Here is a 24,868-nt window from a genome sequence, read left to right on the forward strand (position 1 = left end):
ACTATAAAAAAACTTCGCTTTTGCGAATGTGGTTGGCAATATCGTTATCTTTATTCCACTTGGCACCTACTTGTCATTATTCAAAAACGATAAAAGCGTCAGAACTCATATGCTAATTATATTCATGGTGAGTTTATGGATTGAAATCATCCAGGGACTTTTAGCCATTGGAGCAGCAGACATTGATGACATCCTTTTGAATTTTTTGGGTGGAGTCGTGGGTATTTTAGGGTATAAGCTTTTATGGTTCATATTACGAAATGAGAAAAGAGTACGTACTGCAATTACAATACTATCAGCAGCCGGATTACCTGCTTTATTATATTTAGTGTTTGCGGTGCGACTGCGTCTCTGAACATGTTTTTTCATGGAGTCATCACATTCGGTTTGACGATTGTGCTAACCGAAAAACATTTGATGCGGTTCTTCGCTACCATCAAATGTTTTTTTGCGTTATACGCCATTTCCGGCGGCGGAGCGGGGGAAGGAGACGTCCGTTCGGTTTATGTTGAAAACGAATCGGAGAGTATGAGACAATGGCAGAGGACTACATACCCCGGACAACCCCGAAGGAGGATGACACGGAAATGAGAACGATCAAGCTGGGCAGCAGCGCACTGGACGTACCGGTGATCGCGGTCGGCTGTATGCGAATCAAATCGCTCGACAAAAAAGAGGCGGAGCGCTTCGTACGGACGGCGCTGGAACAAGGAGCCAACTTCTTCGATCATGCCGATATTTACGGCGGCGGCACCTGCGAGGAAATATTCGCGGAAGCCATCGGCATGAACGGCAGCATTCGCGAGAATATGATTCTGCAATCCAAGTGCGGCATACGCAAAGGAATGTTCGACTTCTCCAAAGCGCATATTTTAGAATCGGTGGACGGCATCCTGAAACGGCTGAAGACCGAATACTTGGACGTATTGCTTCTGCACCGTCCGGACACGCTGGTGGAGCCGGAAGAGGTAGCCGAAGCGTTCGATCTGCTGGAACGTTCGGGTAAAGTGCGTCATTTCGGCGTTTCCAATCAAAATCCGATGCAGATCCAGTTGTTGAAAAAATCGGTGAAGCAGCCGCTTGTTGCCAACCAGCTGCAGCTGAGCATTACGAACGCCACGATGATCTCCAGCGGCATCAACGTGAATATGTTGAACGATTCCGCTGTGAACCGGGACGGCAGTGTGCTCGACTTCTGCAGGCTTAACGACATTACGATCCAGCCGTGGTCGCCATTCCAGTTCGGATTTTTCGAAGGCGTGTTCCTCGGCAATGAGAAGTTCCCGGAATTGAACCGGAAGATCGATGAGATCGCGGCAAAATATGAAGTAAGCAATACGACGATCGCTATCGCATGGATTTTGCGCCATCCCGCTCGCATGCAGCCTGTTACCGGAACGACGAGCCTGGAGCGGCTGATCGATTGCTGCAAGGCCAGCGAGATTACGTTGACGCGTCAGGAATGGTATGAAATTTACCGCGCGGCCGGCAACGTGCTTCCGTAACGGCTGCTTTGCATCTGTACTCCCCGTTTCTTGGGGAGTTTTTCTTTTTTTCAGCCGGTGCCTCGGAACGCCGTCCGATCCGCTCGTCCGATGCCGGCGGTGCAGGCTGCTCCCTAGGTGTATAGGAGGGAGCTGCGAAAGTTTGCTGAGGTCCGCTTGAACGATTGTGCAGGAAACGTGTGCAGCGGCAGGGAATTGTTTCTTTGTATCTTATACGAGCATGCTGTCCTAGGCATGCAAGATCATGTCCGGAGGTGCGTTTTATGCTGCATAATCCATTATTCAGTCCGGCCTTTTTTCGTCAGATCCGTCAGAAATGCGATGAGGCAGAGTGGGCAAGGCTTGCTTTACAGAAGCTGAAGGAACAGGCGGAGGCGCGCTGGAAGCAACCGATAGATATTCCGCTGCTCGGCGGAGGCTGGAGCCATGATTATAATTGTCCCGACGAGGGCGACCGGCTCGTGCCGATCGACCGGCACCATCACCGCTGCCCGACCTGCGGCCGCGTCTGGAGCGGAAGTCCATGGGATGAAGTGGCGGTCACCCACGAGCATGGATATTACAGTACCGGGGCAAAGCACATGGCATTGCTGTTCGGCATCACGGGCGACGAGCGGGCGGCTTCCTGGGCGAAGCGGGTGCTGCTCTTTTATGCCGCGCACTATGAAGATTACGCACTACACGACCGGTTCGGCGGTACGTCCCGGGTAGGCGGCAAAGTCATGTGCCAGACGCTGTCGGAGTCCAGCTGGCTGCTGCCGATCGCGCAAGCATACTGCATTCTGAAGCTGCACGGCATGTTGTCGGCGGAAGAGCGCGAGGCCATCGAGCATAACCTGCTGCTGCGAGTGGTACCTCTGCTGGACGGCAATCCGATGGGCATCTCCAACTGGCAGTCGTACCATAACGCCGCGAAAGCGTGGATCGCTGCGGCGACCGGACGGGAAGACTTATTGGATCAGGCCGTTGAAGATCCGGCCAACGGATTTAGGTTTCAGATGGAACATAGCTTGTCGGATGACGGCTTCTGGTATGAGGGCGCGTGGGGATATCACTTTTACACGTTAACGGCTCAAGTCCAGTTGGTGCTGGCCGCGCAGTTCATGGGGGTTACGCTGCACGAGCATGGCCGGTTTCAGTCGATGTTCCGCTCGCCGCTCCAGTGCATGTTCCCCGACGGCACGCTGCCCCCTGTACATGATTCCGTTACCGTCCAGGTGCGCCACCATGCGCCGCTGTATGAATACGCAAGCGGTTTCTTCGGCGTAGGTCTTGAGGTGATTGCGGCTTCTTCACGCGATTCTGCGGAGGCGCTGCTGTTCGGTCCCGCCGATGCGAGCGGTGGCCGGAAGGAGCAAGCCGGCTCTCCTGCGCTCGTCGAGCTGAAAAAGGCAGGCATGATCTTCATGAAACAGCCGGCGTCCCGACAGACGGCCATGATCGATTACGGGATGCACGGCGGCTACCACGGGCATCGGGATAAGCTGAGCCTGCTGTATTATGCAGGCGGGCATCCTTGGCTGAGCGACGCGGGCATGCTGCCCTACGGCAATGCGATGCATGAAGCGTTCTTCAAGCAGACGGCGGCGCACAATACGGTAACGCTCGGCGGGCGCTCGCAAGCGGAAGCAGAGGGGCGCGTTGTTCAAGCGGAACGGATGGACAACGGCTGGATTCGTCTGGAGACGGTAACGGACGAGGCTTATGCCGGCGCGGTTCTACGCAGGTTGAATGTACTAACGGACAAGCTGCTGGTCGATGTGTTTGAAGTTAGCTGCGAACAGGAGCAGGACGTCGATTGGATCCTGCATACGAAGGGGCTGCCTGTGCCTGTTCTGCGGCCAAGCGATGATATGGCGGCGGATGGAGATCCTGAATTTCGGATCGGCTCGTCTGACGGATACGAATACATGGAGCCTGTCGCCCGATGGAATCCGGAGAACGGCAAGTTCTGGTGCCGGACTTGGGCATGGGACGACGCCGCATTCAGCGGGGACCGCTTCGAAGCATACGGTCTTATACCGCAGGGGGAAAGCGAGGAGCTGATGCTGGCGACGTCTCCGGCCATGCCGTCGATCGGCAAGCACAGCACACTCATCAGGCGGCGCCGAAGTGTGAGAAGCACCCGGTTTATTACGGTTCTCCGCGCTTGCCGCGAAGGGGAAGGGCGCCTTCTCGTGGAGTTGGCCGACGATCGGACGATTCAGCTTACATTTCCGGACAGTTCGATAGAACTTGTGACATGGGAGTAGCGCAGAGCCGCCGACCCGCGGTCAAGCCCGGCATGGTTATCCGTGTCAGGCTTGACGCATGGGATCGGCGGCTTTGTCCCGTTGCGGGTCATCCGCATGATTCAGCCGCGGACCTCTCGCGATTCCATGATGAACGAAACCGTAGGCGTATCGGTTTTATCGTAGTACGGTTCGATCCGGTTCGTCAATCCGTGTCGTTCCGGTAAAGGCATTGTCATGAAATGGAATAAAATGACTTTAATTATATAAAAAAGGAGGAATTGTCGCTTCGGAAATCGAATAGGTACAGTCTACGGAAAAACAAGACCGGAGTGAAAAGGAACGCTGTATAACCAATATAACAAATGTGTCGAGGAGAAATGAAGATGAAAGAGATCAAGCTCGGAATGATCGGATGCGGCCATGTCAGCGACCGATACTTTGCGCAGGTCGCCAAGCTGGAAGGCGTCCGCATTGCCGCGACGTGTGCGAAGCGGCTGGAGAACGCGGAACGCAAAGCGGCAGCCTATGGGGTACCTCGCTGGTACGACGATTACGGCGTCATGATGGATAGCGAAGAACTGGACGCCGTCATCGTCACGACGCCGCATTCCGTACATACGGAGCCCGTGCTGGCCGCACTGGAACGAGGGCTGCACGTGCTCAACGAGAAGCCGATGGCGACATCGTTCGAGGATTGCTGCCGCATGGTTGCGCTCGCGGAGAAGAAGGGGGCGATCTTCATGAGCTTGCCCTTCAACTTGTCCCCGACGTTTCTTGCCGCCTCCGAGTTCGTGCAGGAACAGTATATCGGTAAAATTACCGGCGCCGAGTCGCAGCTTTCCTTGCCCGGACCGTGGCGGGATAACTGGTACTACAACAAATCGATCGCCCACGGCGGCGCGGTGCTCGATTGTCTGGTCTATCCTGTAAGCCGCCTCGTATCGCTGCTCGGTCCCGCGGTCGGGGTTATGGCCGAAGTGAATACGCTCATACCGAACCGGATCGTCGGAGGAGGCAAGCGGGTCAAAAGCGACGTCGACGACAACGTCACCCTGATCGTCCAGTTTGCCGGCGGGCAGCACGCCGTCGTCCGTACATTGTGGGGAACGTCGTTCAAGCAGAACAATACGCTGATCTACGGACGGTGCGGGACAATCGCGATGAACGACAGCGGTTATCCGCTCGTCATTCATTCTCCGACGCAAGCGCTGCCGGACGCCGAGCAAGTGACTTGGCGCGGCTTGACCGAATGCTACGTGCCGCACGGCAAAATCGCCTCGTTTCCGAACGAGGACGTCATGAGCCATTTTGTACGCTGCCTGCGCACTGGAACGCAGCCGGTGCAGTCGGGAAGGCAGCAACTGCATGTTCATGAGATTATGTTCGGCGCCTATCGTTCGGCGGAAATCGGCCAGAGGTACACGCTAACAACGACATTTGTGCCTTGGGACAAGCTCGATCAGGACATTTTCGATACCCGCAGCGATTTTATATAGGATGCGCCCGGAATGTTCTTGGCGTCGAGACCGGTACTGTGGGGAAACGGCAGCGAGGTCCGTCATAGCGCGCAAGCGGCGTCATATTGCGATGAAGATGGGACAGAATGCAAGTAAAGCAACAGGCGGCCGGCATGCGACGGAAGCCTTGTTTGCGTTACGGCTTTTTTCGACCGCTCGGAAGATACCGACCCTTATGTAAAGGCGGCAAACCGAACTCCCATCGTATCGGTTTGTTTATGGATAAGCCGAATGATACTTCCAAATATCAGGCTTGGATTACAGGGAATCTTAACACTGTTTTCAACTTCGACGATTCCGTCTTACGAGGATCCGACAAATAAATTTCCCGATGAATTTTACTTGAACGAATAAACCCCTGTTCTGTACAAAACAATTCCATTCGCGCAAAGCTTTCCGGCTCATCGTCAAAGCTTCCGATATGCAGCATTTGACAGCTTAATCCATCCTCCATCTGCTCGAACCGAACGTTCTCAAGGGACGGGTTTTGTTTTTTCTTTTTTGTTTGTTCCCAAAAACGCTCAAAAAGCTCTTCCGTTAAAAAATCGGGTTGGCGTATCATAATCGTGTATTTCAAATTGCTTTTGTCTGTTGCCGGCTTTGACCGGTCAATCAAGTCCCATTCGCCCTCAAGCGGAAAAACCGTGTATTCATAGTAACCGACGGGGACATGTTCACTTTTGTAAGACATTCTCACCGCATAACTCATACTGTATAAAGCTTCTGTTGCCATGGCGAATGCCTCGCCGTTAGGGTCGCCGGAACCGCTGATCATAAAAAATGGCATCCTCGGCACTGCCACAATTTCGGGAAACGCTTTTGGCATATAGAGCTGCTTATAATCTTTTTTGTAATCTACCTTTTTACTCAAATCCAATAACTCCTTTATGTACGATTCTTGAAAATATTACCATTAACCCGATTATAGAACATACGTTCTTTAGCGTCAAATATAAATACTCTAGTATAAAGTAATATTGCCTTTCTTAAAAAAACGGGGAGGGCAAATGCTGAGAAATAGCCAGTCCACACAACATATGGTATGATAAAAAAATAAGAATTGATGAAGGCGAATGCCAAGCTTACTAATGGAGGGGTCACACATCATTAACAACATCTTGAACACGGCTATGACCATGCTAAAAAGCACGAGCCGAACTTTTTACATCCCTATTAGTCGGTTGGAGCCCGGATTGAAAGAAGCTGTGTCCTCCGCATATTTATGTATGCGCGCCATAGACGAGATCGAGGATCATCCTGAGCTTTCCGGACGGACGAAGGCGGAACTGCTGGACAGCGTCAGCGAAGCGATCCGCGCACAGCGCCTCGAGGAGCTTTCCAGATTGCTGCTGCCGTACAAAGCGGAATTGCCGCAGGTGACGCTGCAGCTGGAAGATTGGCTGCGCTTCTGCCCGGAATCGATCGCTCCGACCGTCTACCGCTACATAGCGATGATGTCCGAGCAGATGGCCGAATGGGTGCGCCGCGACTGGGCGATTCACACGGAGGAGGATTTGGACGGGTACACGTACAGCGTGGCCGGGATGGTCGGCGAAATGCTCTCGGAGCTGTGGGCGTGGCATGACGGCACGACATCGGATTTAACCAAAGCGGTGGCCTTCGGCAGAGGGTTGCAAGCGGTTAACATCATTCGCAACCGCAAGGAAGACCTGGAACGCGGCGTCGACTATTACCCGGACGGCTGGGGGCAGGAAGAGATGCTCCGGTACACGCGGCGCAATCTGCAGACGGCTGATGCGTATATTGCCGACCTGAAGAAAGGACCGGCGCTGGAATTTTGCAAAATTCCGCTTGCCCTCGCTCATGCGACGGTGAAGATCATCGCTGCCGGCGGAATCAAGCTGACGCGGGCCAACGTGCTTGACATCGTCAGCCGGGTGACCAAATAAGCGACGTAGGAAAAAAGCTGCCGAATCGGCAGCTTTTTTGGTGTGCAAGCGTGGGGTCTGACCGACTGTCTCGCATTGTTTGCAGCGTGCGTCTGGGACTGGCGCATGCTGGAAAACGAACAGCGGTTGACAGCGGAGAGGGGCGACGGGAGACGCCGCAGCCCATACCGTCTGGGACCCGCACCGGGATTCGCCCGATGATGCGCGAACAGCCGGATGGCCTGCCATTGCAGGAACCCGGCTGATGTCCCGCTGCCGCGGTTTCATGGAGCGTCTTTTATTTGACATAGTTGCGGCTGAGCAGCAGGTCGGCGATCGCTTCCGTCGGGATGATGAATTCTTGAACGCCCATATAGCCGGGTGCGACTTCGTATTTATTGAACGAAATGACAAGCTGGCCGTCGGCGTTAATGTAGAAGTTATGATCGGGCCGAATGCGCTTGAACGTTTCCGCCGAGACGCCGCCATCCTTGGTTTCGACCCAGTAGGTTTTGCCCGGATCGGCGGTCATCCGCTGTCTCATCTGCTCCGTAATATTGCGGCTGATCGCCTCAATGTAGCGGTCATCCTTGAACAACAGGGGGAGCGTCAGCAATATTTGATGCTTCTTATCGATCGTGTCGTATTTGCGTTCCTCGGAAGAGGAGCCGGCGCTTGTGACGACGTACCGCGCGATGGCGAATATTTCGTCGGTGTCGGTCTTGACGATGTACCCGGCATCTACGCCGAAATGACCTTGCTGCGCCGCCTTCATGTCCTTTTCGAATTGCTCGTACAGCGCCTTGCCTTCGGCCAAATATTTTTCATTCAAGCCAAGCTCCAGACCTTTGTTGTCCAGGTTGCTAATGCCTGGCACTTGAATGTCGGCATGGTGACGATCGTCCTTCATGATATATTCCCGGATTGTGAGCACCTTGATCAGCGGGCCGACGACGGGAAGGGCGGCGAATGCTTGCGCCGCGGAAGCGCTGACGTTGATGCCGATCACGAGCAGCAGCACGGCTGCGCTGGCTGCGGAAATCCACCTGGCGCGAACGCGGCGTCTCGTCTGCTGATTCAATGCACGGCTGACAACGGAGTCGAGCTCCTCCGGAATCGGAATTTGCGCATACTGCATCTTAAGCTCCTCCAGTTTATGATCCATGATGACCGGCCTCCTCGGAAAGTAAGTTCGTGATTCCCGCTCTTAACAAATGAAGCGCTTGATACAGCCTTGTTTTGACCGTATTTACGTTAATGTTCAACACTTCGGCGACTTCCTCGATCTTCAAATCCTCGAAAAAGCGGAGCACGACCACGCTTCGATATTTCTCCGGCAGTTCGTCCAGCGTCTTCTCGATATCGACGTCCGGATACACATCCTCGGAGTCGCGCAGGAACGCGTGCAGCTTCTCATCCTCCATCGGCTGAAGCCTTTGGCGCTTTCTCACAAGGTCCAGCGCCGCATGTACGACAATGCGGTAAAACCAGCTCTTCACCGCCGCCGGATCTTTCAGGGCGGCCTTCGTCTTCATCGCGCGGTAAATCGCTTCCTGTACGATATCGAGCGCATCGTCTTTATTTCTGACATAGCTGTAGGCCAGCCGGTAAATGTTCTCCTTGTTCGTCGTTATAAATTGTACGAGTTCGGATGTTTCGTCTAACGATTTCACGAAGTTTCGCTCCTATGCAGTACGGCTTTACTTCAAAAATGAGGCATCATCTTGAGACGTTCCAGCGTTCAATGAATCCTGTCGGCGCAAATATGCACGGCACAGACGGGTTCAACCGGTGCCAGCGCCAGGCTCGGAATCCGCTCAGGCCGATCCGCCGTGCGCATTGTCACAGAGATGCCAAAAGTTCGGTAATAAGGTAACCTGCCCCTGCGCAAAAGATACCAGATTCTGTCATCCCCATGCAGTATCTTATTGCCGGAAGCGGTGATGGCTGGAATGAAACGGGACATATACAAGACGAACGAGGGGGGGTGAAAAGTTTGGACAGCGGCCAAAAAAATGCAGGGACATGAGAGCGGGGATAACTGCGTTGCCGATGGCGGACGTCCAGATGAGGAGTGTATAAATAATAAAGCCAAGCGGCTCGAGGACGAGCGCCTGGCTGGCGGTTAGGAGCATAGGGCAATAAAAAAACACCACAAATGATGTGGAGTTCCGGGTTCAGACACGATTTAAGCAAGGGGGTCGTTTCCAGCCCCTTACAATAGTATTATAACGCACGGGAAAACATAAGTCTACAAATATTTGGTAAAATCCTTTACCTTTATTAACGAGGCGTGCGGCTGCGCCATCATCCAGCGAAGGACGTGTGCTGTGGATACGTATTATTGGGATTCCCGAATCGATTATTTGCGCCGCTCCAGAGATTTATATTACAACGACGATTATATCGAGTTTTTGGTGGAAAAGGTATGGCGCGTGGATACGCCGGTCCGGATGGTCGATTTCGGCTGCGGATACGGCTACCTGGGGCTCAAGCTGTTGCCGCTGCTGCCGGAAGGGTCGACCTACACGGGGATCGACCTCGGGGAGAAGCTGCTCGAAGAAGCGAGATCGCTATTTGAGCCGCTGCCCTACGAGACCGAGTTCATCCGCGCCGATATCCAGGAGGTGAGGCTGGAACGGCAATATGATATTGCGCTTTGTCATGCGGTCCTGCTGCATATGCCCCAACCGGTTGAGGTGCTGCGCAACATGATCGACTGTGTAGTCGAACAAGGCCGGATCATCACGTTCGAGCCCCATTGGATCAGCAACATGGCGAATTATTATTTGCACGGGTACGATCAATCGCGGCTTGTTCATCTCGGCATTCTTCAAAAGCTGTATGAGCAGGACACGAAGCGCAGCGGCAAAGACGGCAATATCGGCGCGAAAGTACCGATTTATTTAAGCGAGCTGGGAGTGAAGGAGATTGAAAGCAGAGTGAGCGATAAGGTGCTGTTCCTGCACTCGAATATGGACCAAGACCGCAAATCGGGCTTGTACGAGCGCCTCCGGGATAGCGGACACGCCGATGCCCCGGCGCAGGAAAGGGAGACGTTCGTTACACAGCTGATGGAACGGGGAGCCCGATTCGAGGAGGCGCAGCAGCAATATGATAATGAATTGCTGTTATCCAAGCAGTTTCAGTCCGATTCGTCCTTCACCTATGCCTGCAATATGAAAATTACGTTCGGCAGGGTGGATAGAGCATCGCAGGGCATGACCGATTGACCGGCGATGAAGCGGGCGCGGAACCTTTTCTTTTACACAAACTCTCCCTATGGTTTGCCAAAATATGGTGTATGATGGGAGTACGATTGGCGCTTTATGATCGGGTTGGCCCTCTAGGCGAATTGCCTGGAGGTTTGTTTTTCTCCGGACGGCTGCGGGCCGTCGCGCTCAAGGTCCGCGGATTTCGCTCCGATTCACCTGCAGAGGGGTATTGAATATGTCGCAAAGCAAACAATTATCGATATTTTGGCTGTTTCGTTATCTGCGTCCGGTCAAAGGAAGACTTGCCGTTCTGCTCGTCATGCTGCTGTCTGCCACCGCGCTTCAACTGCTTCAACCGCGAATCATCAAGCAGTTTATCGATACGGCCGCAGCCCAAGGCGTCGTCTCCGGATTGCTGGCGCTCGCCGGGCTGTATCTTGTCGCCGCTGCTTGCAACCAGCTGCTTACCGTTGCGGTCAGCTACCTGGGCAACGACGTAGCCTGGCGGTCGACGAATCGGCTTCGCGCCGATCTGCTGCAGCACTGCCTCCGGCTCGACATGCGCTTCCATAATCAGAAGACGCCCGGGGAAATGATCGAGCGTGTGGACGGCGATGTAACGAACATGTCGAATTTCTTCTCCATGTTTATCGTGCAGATCATCGGCAGCTTCGTGCTGCTTGCCGGCATCCTGGGTTACATGTTCGTATCGAATTGGCCGATTGCCGTCGTCATGCTGCTGTTCACCGGAATTTCGATCAGCGCGATGGTGTATGTTCGCGATTTGGGCGTCAACGCGACGCAAGCGGAGCGTCAAGCGAAAGCCGCCTTGCTCGGTTTAATCGAGGAGCGGATCTCGGGGATTGAAGACGTGCAGTCGAACGGCGGCGTTCCTTATGTCATGAACCGGTTTCATCGCTCGATGCGAAACCTGTTCCTCACCGGTCGGAAAGCGTGGATGCTCCGGGTCGTCCCCTGGAACGCCACGGTCGTCTTATTTACTGCTGCAGTCACGGTGGTGCTCATGCTGGGCGTCTATATGTACATGAAAGGCCAGGTTACGCTCGGTACGCTGTTCCTGTTCTATCAATATACGCAAATGCTGAACGATCCGATCGAACAGATCGGCAATCAGGTGCAGGAGTTCCAGAAGGCCAAATCCGGCATGCGGCGCTCCCGTGAAATATTGTCTATGCAAAGCGAAGTTATGGAAGGCACCGGGGACACCCTCCCTGATGGAGCGCTCGGTTTACAGTTCGAGCAGGTGAGCTTCGGCTACAACAAGGACAGCCGTGTGCTGCACGACATCAGCTTCAACTTGAAGCCAGGCGAACGGCTCGGCCTTGTCGGCCGTACCGGCAGCGGCAAAACGAGCATCAGCCGCCTGCTGCTGCGCCTGTATAACGCCGACAGCGGCGTCATCCGTGTGGGCGGCGTCGACATTCGCACCTTAAGGCTGGAGGCGCTGTACCGCCGGGTCGGCATGGTCACCCAAGACGTGCAGCTGTTCGACGGGACGCTGCGGGACAATCTCACGCTGTTCGATCCCCGTATATCGGATCAAGACATTCTCGCGACGACCGGCAAGCTCGGCCTACAGTCCTGGATCGATGAATTGCCGGAGGGTCTGAATACGCATCTGGCCTCGGGAGGCAGCTCGTTATCCGCCGGCGAAGCGCAGTTATTTGCCCTGACGCGTGTGTTTTTAACCAAACCGAGCCTCGTCATCCTGGATGAACCGTCTTCAAGGCTGGATGCCGCTACGGAAGCCACCCTGCAGGGCGCGGTGGATCAGCTGCTGGAGCAGTGCACGGCGATTGTTATCGCCCATCGGCTGTCGACGCTGGAAAAAGTAGACAAAATTATGGTTCTCGGCCAAGGGCGCATCGTCGAGTTCGGCGACCGGGAAGCGCTCGCGCAGAACCCTTCCACGCATTTTGCACAATTATTACGAACGGATCGTCAGGAGGAATTAGCATGACCGTAGGTCAGTTTGCCGGACGTCTGGTGCGTTACCGGCTGTCGTTATTCATCATTAACGGCTTGCTGTGGTGCGCGTTTCACTCCATTCCGGTGCTGTTCGGCATCGGGATGCAGTGGTTTTTCGACCGTGCCGTCGGTGAGTCCCCGGGCTTTCTGTGGCTGGCGGCGCCGCTGCTTGTCGTGGCGCTGTTGCGAGTCGGGCGGGTCGGCGTGTTTTTCGTCGCCTTCTACAAATGGATTACGTATACGTATCATCTGCAAGCGATTTTGCGGACTAATATGTTAATCGGCATCATGGAATGGCCCGGCCGCAATTTGCCGGCCTCGCCGGGCGAAGCGATGACCCGCTTCCGCGAAGACGTCGACGAAGTCGTGGAATATGTGGAATCGTGGGTCGATTTCTGGGGGAAGCTGGCGTACGCGGTCATCGCGGTCGCCATTATGGCCAACATCAACGCGCTGATTACGGTCGTCGCCATTACGCCGCTGATCGTCGTGACGCTGCTCAACAATTTGTCGGGGCATCGGGCGCGGCATTACAGCCGGCTTAATCGTGAAGCGACCGGACGAATTACCGGATTCATTGCCGAGACGTTCGGCGCGGCGCAAGCCGTGAAGCTGGGGCAAGCGGAGAGGCATGTGCTGAACCGGTTTCTGACGCTCAACGAAGCGCGGAGACAGGCGGCGCTCAAAGACAATTTGTTCAAGCAGTGGATGCGCTCGTTGAACCAGCACGTGATGAGCGTCAGCACGGGCATCATCCTGCTGATGTGCGCCGCGGAAATGCAGGCGGGACGCTTCACGGTCGGCGACTTCGCGCTGTTTACGATGTATGTCGGTTCATTTGCCTCCAGTATTTCGCTGTTCGGCTACATGGTGTTTCAGCACAAACGGTTAAAAGTGGCCATAGAGCGGATGCGGGTGCTGTTCCGTCCGGGCCGGGAAGACCGGATCGTAGAGCATAACGCGATCTATCTGGACGATGCGCCGCCGGATGTGCCGGAGATCGACAGAAGCCCGGCCGAGCGGCTGCAAAGCCTGGAGGTGAATGGGCTGTCGTATCAGTACCCGAACGCCGCTGCCGGCATCTCGGAGATCAGCTTCCGGCTGAAGCGCGGACAATTTCTGGTCATTACCGGCCGGATCGGCTCGGGAAAAACAACCTTGATGCGGACGCTGCTCGGTCTATTGCCGAAAACAAGCGGCACGGTTACATGGAACGGGAGCGCTGTAGAACAGCCCGCGTCGTTCCTGATTCCGCCGAGAGCAGCGTATACGCCGCAGGTGCCGCGGCTGTTCAGCGACCCGCTGCGCGAGAATATTACGCAGGGCCGCGCCGTATCTCCGGCAATGCTGGAGCACGCGGTTTGGCTCGCCGTCATGGAGCAGGACATCAAGCAGCTCGAGCACGGGCTCGAGACGATGGTCGGGCCGCGGGGCGTCATGCTGTCCGGCGGACAAATTCAGCGTGCTGCGACGGCACGGATGATGCTGACGCAGTCGGACCTGCTCCTGTTCGACGATCTGTCGAGCGCGCTCGACGTCGAGACGGAGAAGCTGCTGTGGGAGCGGTTGTTCCGCGAAGGGGACGTCACTTGCATCGCGGTATCGCACCGCAGGGCGGCGCTGGCCCGTGCGGACCATATCATTGTGATGAAGAACGGCCGAATCGAAGCCGAAGGCACGCTGGCCGAGCTGCTGGCAACCAGCACGGAGATGCGGCTGCTGTGGCAGGGAGAAGAGACGCGGGGGGAAGCGGCCGAGCAGCCCGCATAATCGGCCGCTTTTCCGCCAGTCCGTCACGTTCATGAGAATACAATCGAATGAAAGAAGGCTCCTCACCGCATTGTCTTGGCGGGAGGAGCCTTCTTGCTGCTTAATGGCAGCTTCAATCGTCTGTCAACCTCAAACCGGATAATCGCTCTAATGGAAAAGCCCGGCGTTCTCTCCCGCATTCCTCGGCAAACCGTGTCCATTTGTTCCGCTCCTGCGTGTTCTTGTTCGCCTTGCAGGCTAAAGACTGGTCACAAACAGATAGCCTCCCGTGAACAGCAGGATGACATACGTGATGATCTTGAACAGCCCGGGACTGATCCATCTGAAGCATAGCTGCCCGAACAGGATGCCGGCCAATAGCGGGGGAAGAGCGACGAGCGAATCCGTCCAAGCATCCAGACTGGTGCCGCCGAACCCGATTTGCAAGACGAGACTGACGGAGTATACGAAGAGATAGTAGGCTAATGTCGTGCTTCGCAGTATCGCTTTATCCATTCCGGTGCTCGCAAAATACAGCAGCAGCGGTGGACCCGGTACCCCGATGCTTGACGTCAACAGCCCGGAGACTCCCCCGACCGCATAATCCCGGCGGCTCGTCTGCCGCATCGTTCTCTGAGATAGCAGCAGAACGGTCAGAAGCAATATAAGGCCGCCTACCGCTAATTTGATGAAACGGATGTCGGCGTATAAGTAAACGAACAAACCGGCCGCAAGCCCCGCTATGCTTCCCGCGATCAGTTTGCCAAGCAAACGCTTATCCACTTCTTTTCCGACGCGGAACATCATGAATGCGGACAAACAAAGCGAAAGAATAATATTGATCTGTATCGCAGACTGTGCCGGATAAAGGAGCAGCAGGAACGGCGTCCCGACGATCGAAAAACCGTAGCCTGTACTGGTTTGCAGCAGCGAGGCCGCAAAAACGATACAGGCTAGCCATACCCATGTATCCATATGCAATGATCCTCCAACATGAAAATTTGCTATCGTTTCCATTATACCTGAATATTCGGGCCGTGGACCTGGTGAAATGAGAGGTTTGCTGGCAAATGAGCGCCTGCATGCGACGAGATAGGCAAATAGGAAAAATAGGGTTGAATATTGAAGCGTTTTCATTTAGGATAATGATGAAACGTTTCGGAAACGTTGCTGAAATGAAAGGAGCGGAATGAGGGTACACGGTGCGCAGCAAATGTTGTAAGCGTTTCATTATGGAGGGAAGCATGCGGCTTGCAAGCCGCAGCCATGCAACTCTACTCAAGGAGGGTCAGGAATGATGAACATGTTCGGGGGACGAAGGAAGCTAACGAAGGTTGTTGTATCGATTCCAGTCATACTCGCTTTAATGTCAGGCTGTTCCAAGGAAGCAAGCCCGGGCCCGGAGAAACCGCCTGCTCCGCAAGGAGCCGATTCGTTCGATACGTCCAAGCCTGTCAAGCTCAGTCTCTATATGGGACTGCTGCAGCCGGATGAATGGATTCAGAAGCATATTATCGGACCGGTTCAGAAGAAGTACCCGAATATTAGCATTGATATTGTAAGGAAAGGGAAGGGGACCAATCCGGATGAGCTCGTCGTCGCGGGGATGTTTCCGGATCTGATCTACGAGAGCATCCCGCGCTACACGCCGTACAAAGACTTGGGGCTGCTGTACGACATGAACGACATGATCAAGAAGTACAAATTCGATGTCGGCAAGCTCAACCCGGTCGTCGTCGACGCGCTGAAAGTATGGGGAAGCGGCGGAGAGCTGTATCACATGCCGCTCTGGATGAATTTCACGGCGCTGTATTATAACAAGGATATATTTGACAAGTTTGGCGTTGCGTATCCGAAAGACGGCATGACGTGGGACGAAGCGATCGAGCTGTCCAAATCGTTGACCCGAACGCAGGATAACGTTGCCTACAGAGGATTGGATCCTACGAGTATTACGGGAATGGCCCATCAGCTCGGCTTGAACTTCGTCGATCCGAAAACGAATCAGGCGCTGCTGGAGAACGACGGCTTCAAACGAATTTTCCAAACGTTCCTGACCGCCTATAAAATTCCCGGCAACGAAATGAGGGGTGTCTCCAGGGATACGTTCCTGAAGGACAGAACGATGGCGATGTATCCCTTCTACGCGGACATGGTAACGCTGCTCGCAGACTCGGCGGCCAAAGGCGCGCCGGTCAACTGGGATATGGCCTCGCTGCCCTCGTTTCCCGAACGGCCGGGAATCGGGTACGAAGTCGACTCTCATAATTTGTCGATCAGCAGCAGCAGCCAGAACAAGGACGCCGCGTTCATGGTCGTGTCGTATTTAACGTCGCTCGAGCCACAGCTGGAATTGAGCAAATCCGGTTATTTGCCCGTGACGACCGATCCCGAACCGCTCAAAAGCTTCGGAGCGAATCAGCCGGAGCTGAAAGGGAAGCATCTTGACGCCATCTTCAAAACAAAGCCGGCGCCATTCCATAAATTTACGCCGTACGATTCGCTTGCTACCGGACGCTTGAGCCCGGCGCTCGCCGAAGCGGAGAAAGGCAAAGACATCAATACCGCGCTGAGGGAAGCCAGCGAAGCGGCTAATAAATTGATACAGGAAAAATTGGCAGCGACGGCGGCCAAATAGCGGAATACATACCTTATGTAAGGACCGGTGCGCTTGTGCTTATGACAAGACATTGGTCTTTTTTGCGTTTCTGGACGCATATGCCAAATAGTCGAATTAGGCAAGTTCTTAATCGATTCGAGCATAGGAACGAAAGGGGCGAATTGATATACTAGGTGTGCCGGCGACGAACCAACCGGGCTGCATTCGGCAACCGATTCGTTACAGCAAAGGAGAGAACGATTCATGTCTACACCGACCTCACATTACAAAAATCCGCTGCCGATTCAACATATTGGCGATCCGTACATTTTGCGGGCGTCTGACGGCAAATATTATTGCTATCCTACATCCGCTGGCGAGAAAGGGTTCAAAACCTGGTCCTCGGACGATCTGGTTCATTGGAAAGAAGAAGGATTCATCTACGAGAAAAATGAACGCTCGTGGGGGTTCAGGCAGTTTTGGGCGCCGGAAGTGGTTGAACGCAGCGGCAAGTTCTATATGTACTATACGGCGCGCTGGAAAGAGAAGGACAGCTTGCGGATCGGCGTTGCCGTAGCCGACCGTCCGACGGGACCGTTCGTCGATGTATACGACCATCCGATGTTTGATTTCGGCTATGCCGCCATCGACGCGAATATTTTGTTCGACGATGACGGAAAGATGTACATGTATTATTCGAGAGACTGCTCGGAAAATATCGTGAACGGCCGGTACGAAAGCCATATATACGGCATTCAGTTGGGCGACGATATGATTACGACCGTAGGCGAGGCTGTCTGCTTGACGAGGCCGGATCAGGAGTGGGAGATGAAATCGCTCGCTCAGCAGCGGTTATGGAATGAAGGCCCGTTCACGATCAAGCGAAACGGCGTTTATTATTTGACGTACTCCGCCAACTTTTTTGGAGGACGTCATTACTCGGTCGGCTATGCCGTATCCGACCAACCGCTCGGTCCGTTCCGCAAATACGAGCACAATCCCGTGCTGGCCAGCAATTGCGAGGAAATATCCGGTCCGGGGCATCACAGCATCATCGCCTCGCCTGACGGCACGGAGCTGTTCATGGTGTATCACACGCATACCGATCCTGCCAAGGGCGGCGGCAACCGGCAAGTGTGCATAGACCGGATGGGCTTCAGGGAGGACGGTACGATCTTCGTCAAGGGTCCGACCCTTAGCGAGCAGCCGGTGCCTTCCGGAGCGGGAACGACAATGAAGGCCGGCAACGAATAAACAGCCTTTCGTACCACAACACGGCGGCACTCGATCACGGTGTCGCCTGCGCTTGTTCGGGGAATGACATTGCAGCCGAAGGAATGTGAATACAATGGAGAAGAAAATATCCCGCAGGGCATTTATGATTGGACTGGGCGCATTGGGAGGAACGATTGCGGCGGCTTCCGCGGGCGCATGGCTGCTTGGCGGTTCTCCGAAGCTTCCCGGCGAATCGACTGCGTCCGGAGAGCTGGGCGGACCGGCTCCTTCCCTGCCGCCGAAGAAAAAGCCGAATATCGTAGTCATTCTCGCGGACGATATGGGGTATTCGGATATCGGCTGTTACGGCGGTATGACCGATACGCCTAACCTCGACGCCTTGGCTGCGAATGGCGTCAGGCTTACGCAATTTACGAATACGGCCCGCTGCTCTCCGTCCAGGGCATCGCTTCTGACGGGCCTGCATCCGCATCAAGCCGGAATGGCGCATCTCCAGGGCATGTATGGTCCGTACACGGAGAAGCTCAACGACAACTGTGTAACGATCGCGGAGGTTTTGAAAGAAAGCGGTTACGGTACCTATATGGCGGGCAAATGGCATCTCGGCAGCGGACTGCCGCATCAGCGGGGCTTTGATCAGGCGTATCATTACCCTGGAGGCGATTTTTTCTCCAAGAAGGGGATTATGCTCAATGGCGGAAAGCTAAATCCCGATGCGTTCGGCAGCGAGTATTACTCTACGGACGACATGACCACGCGGGCGATCGGCATGCTGGAGAATCACCGCAAGCAGGCGGCGGAGAAGCCGTTTTTCCTGTATATGACGTATACGGCTCCACACTTTCCGCTGCAGGCGAAGGCCAAAGACATCGCCAAGTACAAAGGACGCTTCGATCAGGGCTGGGATGCGCTGCGGAAGCAAAAGTTCGACCGCATGAAGCAAATGGGTCTGATCGACCCCCGCTGGGAGCTGCCGGCCTTGAGCGATTCGGGCGCTCCTTCCTGGGACAAGGAGACGTCCAAATCCTGGAGGCTGCGGGCCATGGAAGTGTATGCAGCCATGGTGGACTGCATGGATCAAAACATCGGTAGGCTGGTCGAGACGCTGCGAGCATCCGGCGAGCTCGAGAACACGCTCTTGCTATTTCTTTCGGACAATGGCGGCAATGCGGAATTTCTTAACATCAAGAATACGGCGAAGCTGCCCGGAGGCCCCGGGTATGCCGTCGCGAACGGTCACTATGGCGCAGGCTGGGCCAGTCTCTCCAACACGCCGTTCCGCATGTTCAAGCATTACGTTCATCAAGGCGGCATCGCCACGCCTTTCATTGTGCATTGGCCCGCAGGGCTCAAGGAGAAGGGGGTTCTGAGGAAAACGCCGGCGCAGCTGACGGACATGATGCCGACGGTGCTCGAGGCAAGCGGATCGAGCTATCCGGAGACGTTCAAGGGCCGCGCGATCATCCCATCCGAAGGACGCAGCATGATTCCGATCTTTCAGAGCGACCAGTCGGATAAGTCGTACTTGTTCTGGGAGCATGAGGGCAACTGCGGGGTGCGGCATAACCAATGGAAGCTGGTAAAGTTCGAGAAATATGCTTGGGAGCTGTACGATCTGGAGAAGGACGGGACGGAAATGCATGACCTTGCCGCGCAGCAGCCCGATCTTGTCAAGCAGTTGAGCGACGAGTACGAGAAATGGGCCAAACGGGCGAACGTGTTGAAGAAGGAAGATTATATGAAATATGCCAAGGGCGATAAGGACGGCGAAGGCCCTAACGGACCGATCAATTTGCGAACGTTCAAGGGCGCAGCTGGGAAATAACTCATCGGCGGCTGGCGAGCGTGCTCTATCTGCCATTTGCCATGGCAGCGTTTGAATCGGAGATGAAGCGGAAGGGTCCGGCCTTCGTCGTCTCCGACTTTGCATGGCAACGGCTTCCCGTTATATGCTGCGGGATGCCCGGCGGGACATTCGCTCTTGGGGATATATCGTTTACCGTTTATCGATTATGGAAAAGCTTCGATGCGAAGCTTTTTTTTGTTTTATAGCGTGAAGCATTCCTTTATACTAGGTAAGAACAGGAAATAGGAGGGAATCGAATGAAACTGGCATTTATATCGGATATCCACGGCAATGCTGCCGCGCTTGATGCGGTTTTGGAAGATATCGGCGGCAAAGCGGTCGACCGGATTTACGTGCTTGGTGATCTGTGCTATCGCGGGCCGGAGCCGAAGCGTGCGCTGGATCGGGTCCGGTCGCTGCGGACCGAAGTGATCAAAGGAAATGCGGACGAGTGGGTTGTGCGCGGGGTACGTCCCGGAGAAGTGCCGGAGCAGGCGATCGGGATGATGAACCGGGAGCGCGACTGGACGCTGGCGCGATTGGATGCGGACGACGTCGCATATTTGAACGGGCTCCCGCAGTCGCTTCGCTTGCAGTTCGAGGGCGTGTCGATCAGCGCCTTCCACGCGACGCCGGACAGCTTGTTCGAGATCGTCCCGCCCTTTGCGGCTGACGAGCAGATCCAAGCGAAGCTCATGACCGCCGAAGCGGCGGACATTTACATATACGGCCATATCCACAAACCGTATATCCGGTATTTGGACGGGAAAGTCGTCATCAATACGGGAAGCGTCGGTTTACCCTTCGATGGGATGACGAAAGCGTCCTATGCGATCGTAGAGGTGGAGCAGGGAAGCATCCGTACTTCGCTGGAGCGGGTTGCTTTTCCGGCGGAGGGCGTGATCCGGCAATATGAGGAAGCGCAGTACCCTAATGCGGAGATGATGGCGTCCGTTATTCGTAATGCGAGCGTGAAGCTGTGAGTGCGGATTTCATAATGCGCAAGAATGGCGCAGCCGTAACGAACGGTCGGGAATAAACCGTATAGGCGCACACGGATGTCGTTGAGGCACGGATCGCCGTATCGTTGACTGCTATCGTCGGCTTGAATTCGGTACTCGTGACGAGCTTAGGGCGGCCGAATGGGCTGGTCGTGAGCGACAAACAAATACTGGACACTCAAAAGGGAAGACTGCCGAATAATAGCTGGCGTCTTCCCTTTGGATTGGTACAAGCGACGGAATAAGGACATGCGCACCGCTTTCGCATTCGCTCCCGTTTATGCACCCGCCGAGGCGGGCTTCGATTCGGGCTTTACGAGCACCTTGCTCTCCCATGCCCGGCTTCTCCACCGGTACAGCAGAATGAATCCCCGCACCCATTCGTCGATAATAAACACGATCCATATCCCGATCAGACCGAAGCCGAAATGAAGTCCCAGCAAGTAGGTGAGCGGGATGCTCACTCCCCAGATCACGAGCAAGCCGGTGATCACGATGAATCGCGCGTCGCCGCTCGCCCGCAGCGCTTCGCCGATGACGATGTTGAGGCAACGGCCCGGCTCCAGCAGAAACCCCAGACAGAGCAGGAAAGCGCCGAGCGAGATAATATCCGCTTCCTGGGTAAACAGACCGAGCAGCGGCTTCCGGAATGCGACGATGACCGTAACCGCGCACAAGGACAGCAGCATGCTGAGACGGAGGCTGCGGTACAGTTGGCGATACGCCGACTCCTTGTCCCCGGCGCCCACGAGACGGCCGATCAGGATCATCGTTCCCCGGCCCAGCGAGATGGCGAGCACCATAATGAAATACATAATGTTCTGTGTATAAATGCGCGTAGACAACAGCTCGGCGCCGAGCGATGTGATGAAATAGGTCGTTACAAGCTGGCTGGCCGAATAGGAGAGCTGATTGCTCCCTGTCGGGATGCCGACGGCGATAATTTTTTTCAAATCGTCCTTTCTGCACTGCAAAAACGACTTCCAGCCGATAGGCAGCCGCACGACTTTGCGAAGGATGAAGCCGTAGGCGGCGAGAGCGACGCATTGGCTGATGACCGCGGAGATGGCGACGCCGGGCACGCCAAGCTTCGGAAAGCCGCCGGGTCCGAAGATGAACAGGAAGTTGCCCGTCAAGTTGAGCAAATTCATGCCGACGCTGACCATCATCGTATAACGCGTAAACCCGTGCACCTGGGTAATGGCCGAGATCGTCAAATTGACCGCCTGCACGAACAGTGCCCCGCCGACAATGACCAGGTAGGTCCGCGCTTGACCAAGCAGCTCCGGCTGCAAGCCGAACAGGCCGAGCAGCGGACGGCTGAAGACGATCATGGCGAAGCTGACGGCGAGTCCGAACGCCAAATTCAACACAATGGCGCCGGCGGCGAAGCGCTTAACGTCACTCGTCTTGTTAGCACCCAAATATTGCGAGATCACGATCGCCGTGCCGGCCGAAACGACCTGCAGCAGCAAAAAGGCAAACAGGATCAGCTGGTTGGACACGCCGACGGAAGCAACCGCCGCGTCGGATACTTTGCTGACCATGAACGTATCCGCGGTCCGCATGAACATTTGCAGCGACGATTCGATAAATAACGGCCAGGTGATTGCGAATAGCGCCAGCTTTTTCGGAGTGGACATGAGGTGTACCTTCTTCCCGGTGTGGTGTGGCTCCTTTGTCTCATTATAAGCGAGAAGGCGGGAATTTGCCGTAACAAGTTGTCGCGCGAGCGATAAAAAAATCATGCGTGTTCGGCATTGGCGGAAGAGCTTTGGGAACCGGCCGGGGCTCGATCACGTGACGTGCAGCGCTGAAATAAGCAATCGGGATTGGTGCGGCGCGGATGTTGTAACAACGACAATGCTGTAAAACGGATCAAGTGGTTTAACGGAAGAAGATGTCAAACGGAGGATTGACAAGTGGAACGCATTGGTATATTTTTAGCTTAATGACATATTGTTATAACAATATAATAAATCATCAGGAGGCTCGGATGGATAAACAGCGCAAACAATTGGATTCCAGCAGCCCGCTGCCTCTGCATTACCAGCTGCAGGAGATCATCAGGCACGAAGCGTTAAATGGGGAGCTCGCAGATCCAAGCGGCAAGATGCCGACGGAGAACGAGCTGATGGCCCGGTTCGAAGTGAGCCGCATTACAGTGCGGCAGGCGCTTTCCAAATTGGTCGACCAAGGGCTGCTTCACCGGGAGAGGGGCAAGGGAACCTTTCTGAAAACGAATCATGCCGAACAGTGGACAGGGCAGCTGCTCGGATTTGCCGAGACGATTGCCGCCTCGGGCTTCACGCCCGGAGGCAAGACGCTACAGCACGGCATCGTCCAGGAGCTTCCCGCCGAAATCCGAAGCAAGCTGCAGGTCCGGACGGCATGGGAACTGAAGCGTCTGCGTTACGCCGATGAGCTGCCGATCGCGATCGAGCATTCATACTTTCCCGAGCCGATCGGCAAGCGGATGGAGCAGCAGGAGCTGGGCTCCGTGCTGACTTACGCCTACTTGGAGAAGGAGCTTGGGGTCTCGCTGCGCAGCGGCACGCAGACCATCAGCGCGAGGATCGCCGGCAAGCACGAGTCCAAACTGCTCGGTATCGCCGAAGGAAGCGCCCTGCTATCCATTGAACGGGTGATTTTCGCAGCGGATCAAGCCCCTGTCGAGTATTTGGAGGCGGTATACCGGCCGGATTATTTCCAGTACACCGTTCAGCTGCGGCGTTAAGTCTGCCTGCACAATGGGTACTCGGTACAGCGCAGCGATGGCGGTAGGGGACGGCAGTCCTTAATTCGAAGTCATAACAAGCTTGGGAGGGATGGCTTATTCGTATTATCAAAGTAGAACCCATTGTTCTTCATGTACCGCTTGACAAGCCGGTTGTCACATCGTTTGGCAGGATGGATGCGAGAACGACGGTGCTTGTGAAGGTCGAAGCGGATACGGGCGAATACGGAATAGGAGAGATCTGGAACAACTTCCCTTCCTGGGGCATGTACGAGAAGATCACGACGCTGAAGTACGGAATTGTCCCGATGCTGATCGGCGAAGACCCGCTTGACATCGCCGGCGTGAACACCAAGCTGCTTCGCGCGCTTACGGTGCTTGGTCTGCAATGGGGGGCGCTGGGGCCGATTTACCAGAGCATCAGCGGGATCGACATGGCGTTGTGGGATTTGAAAGGAAAGCATGAGGGCAAGCCGGTAGCGGCACTCCTTGGCGGGGATGTCCGCCAGCCTGTTCAGGTGTATGCTAGCGGCATCGGGCCAGATGGGATCGAGCCGCTGATCGAGAGTCATCAGGCGATGGGCGTCACGGCCTATAAACTGAAGGTAGGGAAGGATGCCGACAAGGACTTCCGCAATTTGCAGCGCATGCGCGACATGCTGCGTCCCGGCGACAAGATCATGATCGACGCCAATCAGGCGTGGGATCGCGAGACTGCCGTATCCAACCTGCTGCGTTTCCAAGCGTTTCAGCTGACATGGATTGAAGAGCCGCTGTGCTGCGATGACTTCGGCGGATACCGGATGATCCGCGAACGCACGGGGATTCCGGTGGCGGGAGGAGAGAATCTGTACGGCGAGCGCCACGCTATGCTGGCTCTGGAGCATGGCGCACTTGATGTCATTCAGCCCGATTTGAGCAAAAACGGCGGCATCTCGGAGGGCCGAGCGATGGCGGAGGCCGCGCGCCGGGCAAACGTTCCGTACGCTCCCCATTTCCTGGGTGGAGCCGTCTGCCTCGCCGCCAGCCTGCATTTCTTTGCCGGCGTTCCCGGCGGTGTATGGCTGGAGCTGGATGCTAACCCGAACCCGTTCCGCGAGAAGCTGTTTACGGCGCCATTCGTCGTCAAAGACGGAACACTGGCCGTTCCGGAAGGGCCGGGTCTCGGGTTTGAGCTGGACCCCGAATTCGTCGATTATTACAAAATTGCCGTATCGGCGCCGGAGTGACGTGAATCCGCTTGCAATGACGGAATGGCTGGTATGTCGAAACGGTGCAATGATCGAAAGCAGCAACTGATCGATCTCTGATGTGATCGACTGCTGATGTGATCGAACGCGACATGGATGCA

19 protein-coding genes are annotated in these 24,868 nt (G+C 55.2%); 14 read left to right on the forward strand and 5 right to left on the reverse strand.

Going from position 1 to position 24,868, the window contains the following annotated elements; translation table 11 throughout:
- Positions 1 to 28: 28 nt before the first annotated feature.
- From KXG62_RS33980 to KXG62_RS01205, 4 genes are all read left to right on the forward strand, one after another.
- Entirely contained in the window at positions 29 to 355 is a 327-nt protein-coding gene (locus tag KXG62_RS33980; RefSeq protein ID WP_246627243.1) for a VanZ family protein, read from the forward strand.
- A 232-nt stretch (positions 356 to 587) separates the two neighbouring features.
- Positions 588 to 1,505 (forward strand): aldo/keto reductase, encoded by a 918-nt coding sequence (locus tag KXG62_RS01195; RefSeq protein WP_218090068.1) that lies wholly within the window; start codon positions 588 to 590, stop codon positions 1,503 to 1,505.
- Between the two features lie 263 nt (positions 1,506 to 1,768).
- Positions 1,769 to 3,757, forward strand: coding sequence for a heparinase II/III domain-containing protein (locus tag KXG62_RS01200; RefSeq protein WP_218090069.1), 1,989 nt, complete (start codon positions 1,769 to 1,771; stop codon positions 3,755 to 3,757).
- Between the two features lie 365 nt (positions 3,758 to 4,122).
- Positions 4,123 to 5,235 (forward strand): Gfo/Idh/MocA family protein, encoded by a 1,113-nt coding sequence (locus KXG62_RS01205; RefSeq protein ID WP_218090070.1) that lies wholly within the window; start codon positions 4,123 to 4,125, stop codon positions 5,233 to 5,235.
- Between the two features lie 268 nt (positions 5,236 to 5,503).
- Here KXG62_RS01205 and KXG62_RS01210 read toward each other — a convergent pair whose 3' ends face one another.
- Positions 5,504 to 6,127, reverse strand: a complete 624-nt coding sequence (locus KXG62_RS01210) for a GyrI-like domain-containing protein (protein ID WP_246627244.1) — start codon at positions 6,125 to 6,127, stop codon at positions 5,504 to 5,506.
- Between the two features lie 217 nt (positions 6,128 to 6,344).
- Here KXG62_RS01210 and KXG62_RS01215 point away from each other — a divergent pair, with 217 nt between their 5' ends.
- Positions 6,345 to 7,166: a squalene/phytoene synthase family protein gene (locus KXG62_RS01215; RefSeq protein ID WP_218090297.1), complete on the forward strand. Its 822-nt coding sequence runs from the start codon at positions 6,345 to 6,347 to the stop codon at positions 7,164 to 7,166.
- Positions 7,167 to 7,443: 277 nt separating this feature from the next.
- Here KXG62_RS01215 and rsiV read toward each other — a convergent pair whose 3' ends face one another.
- Positions 7,444 to 8,310, reverse strand: a complete 867-nt coding sequence (gene rsiV, locus KXG62_RS01220; RefSeq protein WP_218090071.1) for an anti-sigma-V factor RsiV — start codon at positions 8,308 to 8,310, stop codon at positions 7,444 to 7,446.
- The gene (sigV, locus tag KXG62_RS01225) at positions 8,300 to 8,818 is read right to left on the reverse strand and encodes an RNA polymerase sigma factor SigV (RefSeq protein WP_218090072.1); all 519 of its coding nucleotides are present in this window, start codon (positions 8,816 to 8,818) and stop codon (positions 8,300 to 8,302) included. Before sigV ends, rsiV begins: the two co-directional genes overlap by 11 nt.
- 657 nt (positions 8,819 to 9,475) lie before the next feature.
- On the opposite strand from sigV, the gene KXG62_RS01230 reads away from it, so the two are divergent.
- The 3 genes from KXG62_RS01230 to KXG62_RS01240 all read left to right on the forward strand — a co-directional run bounded on the left by KXG62_RS01230 (position 9,476) and on the right by KXG62_RS01240 (position 14,119).
- On the forward strand, positions 9,476 to 10,378 hold the full coding sequence (locus tag KXG62_RS01230) for a class I SAM-dependent methyltransferase (protein ID WP_218090073.1): 903 nt from the start codon (positions 9,476 to 9,478) through the stop codon (positions 10,376 to 10,378).
- Positions 10,379 to 10,595: 217 nt separating this feature from the next.
- On the forward strand, positions 10,596 to 12,341 hold the full coding sequence (locus tag KXG62_RS01235; RefSeq protein ID WP_218090074.1) for an ABC transporter ATP-binding protein: 1,746 nt from the start codon (positions 10,596 to 10,598) through the stop codon (positions 12,339 to 12,341).
- Positions 12,338 to 14,119, forward strand: coding sequence for an ABC transporter ATP-binding protein (locus tag KXG62_RS01240; protein WP_218090075.1), 1,782 nt, complete (start codon positions 12,338 to 12,340; stop codon positions 14,117 to 14,119). Before KXG62_RS01235 ends, KXG62_RS01240 begins: the two co-directional genes overlap by 4 nt.
- 237 nt (positions 14,120 to 14,356) lie before the next feature.
- On the opposite strand, the gene KXG62_RS01245 is transcribed toward KXG62_RS01240, so the two are convergent.
- Complete coding sequence (locus tag KXG62_RS01245; protein WP_218090076.1) at positions 14,357 to 15,073, reverse strand: sulfite exporter TauE/SafE family protein; 717 nt, start codon at positions 15,071 to 15,073, stop codon at positions 14,357 to 14,359.
- A gap of 319 nt (positions 15,074 to 15,392) precedes the next feature.
- On the opposite strand from KXG62_RS01245, the gene KXG62_RS01250 reads away from it, so the two are divergent.
- The 4 genes from KXG62_RS01250 to KXG62_RS01265 all read left to right on the forward strand — a co-directional run bounded on the left by KXG62_RS01250 (position 15,393) and on the right by KXG62_RS01265 (position 20,762).
- Positions 15,393 to 16,736 carry an ABC transporter substrate-binding protein gene (locus KXG62_RS01250; RefSeq protein ID WP_218090077.1) on the forward strand — a complete coding sequence of 448 codons (1,344 nt, stop codon included), beginning with the start codon at positions 15,393 to 15,395 and terminating at the stop codon, positions 16,734 to 16,736.
- A 225-nt stretch (positions 16,737 to 16,961) separates the two neighbouring features.
- On the forward strand, positions 16,962 to 17,951 hold the full coding sequence (locus tag KXG62_RS01255; RefSeq protein ID WP_218090078.1) for a glycoside hydrolase family 43 protein: 990 nt from the start codon (positions 16,962 to 16,964) through the stop codon (positions 17,949 to 17,951).
- A 94-nt stretch (positions 17,952 to 18,045) separates the two neighbouring features.
- Complete coding sequence (locus tag KXG62_RS01260; RefSeq protein WP_218090079.1) at positions 18,046 to 19,758, forward strand: arylsulfatase; 1,713 nt, start codon at positions 18,046 to 18,048, stop codon at positions 19,756 to 19,758.
- A 278-nt stretch (positions 19,759 to 20,036) separates the two neighbouring features.
- The gene (locus KXG62_RS01265; RefSeq protein WP_218090080.1) at positions 20,037 to 20,762 is read left to right on the forward strand and encodes a metallophosphoesterase family protein; all 726 of its coding nucleotides are present in this window, start codon (positions 20,037 to 20,039) and stop codon (positions 20,760 to 20,762) included.
- 296 nt (positions 20,763 to 21,058) lie between these two features.
- Here KXG62_RS01265 and KXG62_RS01270 read toward each other — a convergent pair whose 3' ends face one another.
- The gene (locus KXG62_RS01270; protein WP_218090081.1) at positions 21,059 to 22,423 is read right to left on the reverse strand and encodes an MATE family efflux transporter; all 1,365 of its coding nucleotides are present in this window, start codon (positions 22,421 to 22,423) and stop codon (positions 21,059 to 21,061) included.
- Positions 22,424 to 22,776: 353 nt separating this feature from the next.
- Here KXG62_RS01270 and KXG62_RS01275 point away from each other — a divergent pair, with 353 nt between their 5' ends.
- Positions 22,777 to 23,517, forward strand: a complete 741-nt coding sequence (locus KXG62_RS01275) for a GntR family transcriptional regulator (RefSeq protein ID WP_218090082.1) — start codon at positions 22,777 to 22,779, stop codon at positions 23,515 to 23,517.
- Between the two features lie 122 nt (positions 23,518 to 23,639).
- Entirely contained in the window at positions 23,640 to 24,746 is a 1,107-nt protein-coding gene (locus KXG62_RS01280) for a mandelate racemase/muconate lactonizing enzyme family protein (RefSeq protein ID WP_281426601.1), read from the forward strand.
- The last annotated feature ends 122 nt before the right edge of the window (positions 24,747 to 24,868 follow it).

The organism is Paenibacillus solanacearum, assembly GCF_910593845.1.
Lineage (GTDB): Bacteria > Bacillota > Bacilli > Paenibacillales > NBRC-103111 > Paenibacillus_G > Paenibacillus_G solanacearum.